The sequence below is a fragment of the Streptomyces sp. WELS2 genome, assembly GCF_013870595.1.
Classification (GTDB): Bacteria; Actinomycetota; Actinomycetes; order Streptomycetales; family Streptomycetaceae; genus Streptomyces.
This window is the reverse complement of sequence record NZ_JACBWZ010000847.1, coordinates 1-2574: the sequence shown is the minus strand read 5'-3', so window position 1 is coordinate 2574 and position 2574 is coordinate 1. Positions and strand designations below refer to the sequence as shown.

Here is a 2574-nt window from a genome sequence, read left to right as displayed (position 1 = left end):
TGATGGGCCCCTCGGGCTGCGGCAAGTCCACGCTGCTCAACATGACTCCCGCGTCGTCCGGACTCGGCGGGGCGGGGAGCAGGGTTGCCGCCTGGGTCGGTCGCGGCCCGCACACGATCCTCGTACGACGCCAACACCCAGTCAATCCTGGGGTTTTCTTCCCGGACCCAAGCATTAGCTTGGGTCCCATGACTCTCGACGACCTCCGTGTGTTCGTGGCCGTGTGCCGCGCGGGCAGCCTCAGTTCGGTCGCCCGGGACCTCGGCCGCACCCAGTCCGCCGTCAGCCAGCACGTGAAGCGGCTGGAGCGGGAGACCGGCGTCGCCCTGCTGGAGCGCCGCCCGCGCGGAGTCGTCCCGACGCAGGCCGGCCGGATACTGGAGACGGCGGCGGCCGAGGGCATCAACGGCCTCGACCTGGCCGTACGGCAGCTGCGCGACCTCCTCGACGGCCACAGCGGCCACGTCCGGGTCGCCACGGGCGCGACGACCGTACGGCACTTCATGTCCGAGGCGGTCGTCACCTTCCGCCGCAGCCACCCCGACGTCAACCTGGAGTTCCGCACGGTAAGTTCGGGCCGGGGCAGCTTCGACGCCCTCGCCGACGGCACCCTCGACCTCGCCTGGATCACCATCGGCCCGCCGGTCCGGGGCATCGAGCAGCGGACCGTCGTGGAACTGCCCTGGCTCCTCGCCGTGCCCGCCGACGACCCCCTGGCAGGCCGCCCCCGCCTCGACCCCGCCGAACTGACCGACACCCGGCTCATCCGGCTCCCGCCCAACTCCGCCTCCGCCGCCCACCTGGAAGCGGCCTGTGCGGAACGGGGTGTGCGGTTCGCCTACGAGCCGAGCGTGGCCGACTGGGACACCGCCCTGCTCCTCGCCGAACTGGGCGTCGGCAGGGCGGTCGTCCCCGCCGTACCCGGTCTGCCCGTCCCGGGCGACGGACCCCTCCGGCTGATCCCCCTGCCCGGTCTGCGCCCCCTGCCCGTCGGCTGGGCCGTACGCCGCTGGGACGCGCTCAGCCCGCCGGCCCGCGCCTTCGCGGACACGGTCGCCTCCGTGCGCTGAGCGACAGCCCGGCCCACAGGGTGCCGCCGCCCGTCAGCCTTCCTTCCGGGCGAGAAGGAACGCCTGCGGCGCCGACTCCCCGCGCTCGGCCACCCGCTCCCGCACCGTGCTGGAGTGCACGGCGAAACCGGCGCCCCTCAGCAGCTCGGCCATCCGTTCGGGGCGGCGCCGGTGGAAGGCCAGTTCCACCGGGTGGCCCCACGGACGGTCGAGGTGGAGCGGTTCGTCGCCGGTCTGGAAGGCGAGGAGGAGCCGGCCGCCGGGGGCGAGGACGCGGTGGAACTCGGTGAACAGGTCCGGGAGTTCGTCCGCGGGTGTGTGGATGCTGGAGTACCAGGAGACCACCCCGGCCAGCGAACCGCCGGCGAGGGGCAGCTCCCGCATCGAACCGTGCTCGAACCGCAGCCCGGGGTGTCTGCGGCGGGCGATCGTGATCATCGACTCGGACAGATCGAGGCCGAACACGGACAGACCGATCCCGTCGAGGTGCGCGGTGATCTCGCCGGGACCGCAGCCGAGGTCGGCGACCAGGCCGGAGGGCCCGACCTGCTCGGCGTAAGCGGCGAGCAGGGCCCGCTCCAGCGGCCGGTGCGCGAGCTGGTCGCGGAAGTGGACGGCGTAGTCCTCGGCGATGGCGTCGTAGAAGGCACGGGGGTCGGTCATGGGCAGGGACCCTAGCGGGCCGCGCCCCCGGCCCCCGTACCCTGAGGCTCGTTGGCCGGGACATGACGTGGGGGGTACGGGCCGATGGACCAGACGACGGAGGTCTTCCGGCCGCTCCAGGCCGACGACCCGGCGGCGGTGGCCGGATACCGGCCGGCGGCCCGGCTCGGCGCGGGAGGCATGGGCCGGGTGTACCTGTCGCACACCCGGGGCGGACGCCCCGTCGCGCTGAAGGTCGTACGGCCCGAGCTCGCGGACGACCCGGACTTCCGGCGGCGGTTCCGGCGGGAGGTCACGGCGGCCCGGCGGGTGCGCGGCGCCTACACCGCCGAGCTGATCGACGCCGACCCGGACGGCAGCCCGCCCTGGCTGGCCACCGTGTACGTGCCCGGGCCGTCGCTGGCCGACGCGGTGGCCCGGCGCGGTCCGCTGCCGGTGGCGGCGGTGCTGTGGCTGATGGCGGGGGTCGCCGAGGCGTTGCAGGCGATCCACGCCGAGGGCGTCGTGCACCGGGACCTGAAGCCGTCGAACGTACTGCTCGCCGCCGACGGGCCCCGGGTGATCGACTTCGGTATCGCGCTGGCGGCGGACGGCACGTCGTACACCGCGACCGGCAGCACCATCGGCACGCCCGCGTTCATGGCGCCCGAGCAGGCGACCGGTGGCGAGGTGACGGCGGCGACCGACGTGTTCGCGCTCGGGCAGACGGCCGCGTTCGCGGCGCTCGGCCGACCGCTGTACGGCGAGGGGCCGGGCGTCAACGTGCTGTACCGGATCGTGCACTCCGAGCCGGACCTGTCCCTGCTGCCCGAGCCCCTGCGCCCGCTGTTCGCGTGGTGCC

The 2574-nt window shown here is 74.5% G+C and carries 3 protein-coding genes; 2 read left to right on the top strand and 1 reads right to left on the bottom strand.

Features of this window, described 5'->3' with window-relative positions; translation table 11 throughout:
* Nucleotides 1-188: 188 nt before the first annotated feature.
* A complete protein-coding gene (locus H5J33_RS30725; RefSeq protein ID WP_181798043.1) occupies nt 189-1070 on the top strand; it encodes a LysR family transcriptional regulator in 882 nt (293 codons plus the stop codon).
* 33 nt (nt 1071-1103) lie between these two features.
* Here the strand turns inward: H5J33_RS30725 and H5J33_RS30720 are convergent, their stop codons facing one another.
* Nucleotides 1104-1733 (bottom strand): class I SAM-dependent methyltransferase, encoded by a 630-nt coding sequence (locus tag H5J33_RS30720; protein WP_181798042.1) that lies wholly within the window; start codon nt 1731-1733, stop codon nt 1104-1106.
* Nucleotides 1734-1817: 84 nt separating this feature from the next.
* On the opposite strand from H5J33_RS30720, the gene H5J33_RS30715 reads away from it, so the two are divergent.
* Nucleotides 1818-2574, top strand: a 757-nt coding sequence (locus tag H5J33_RS30715) for a serine/threonine-protein kinase (RefSeq protein ID WP_181798041.1), incomplete at its 3' end; no start/stop codon positions are given.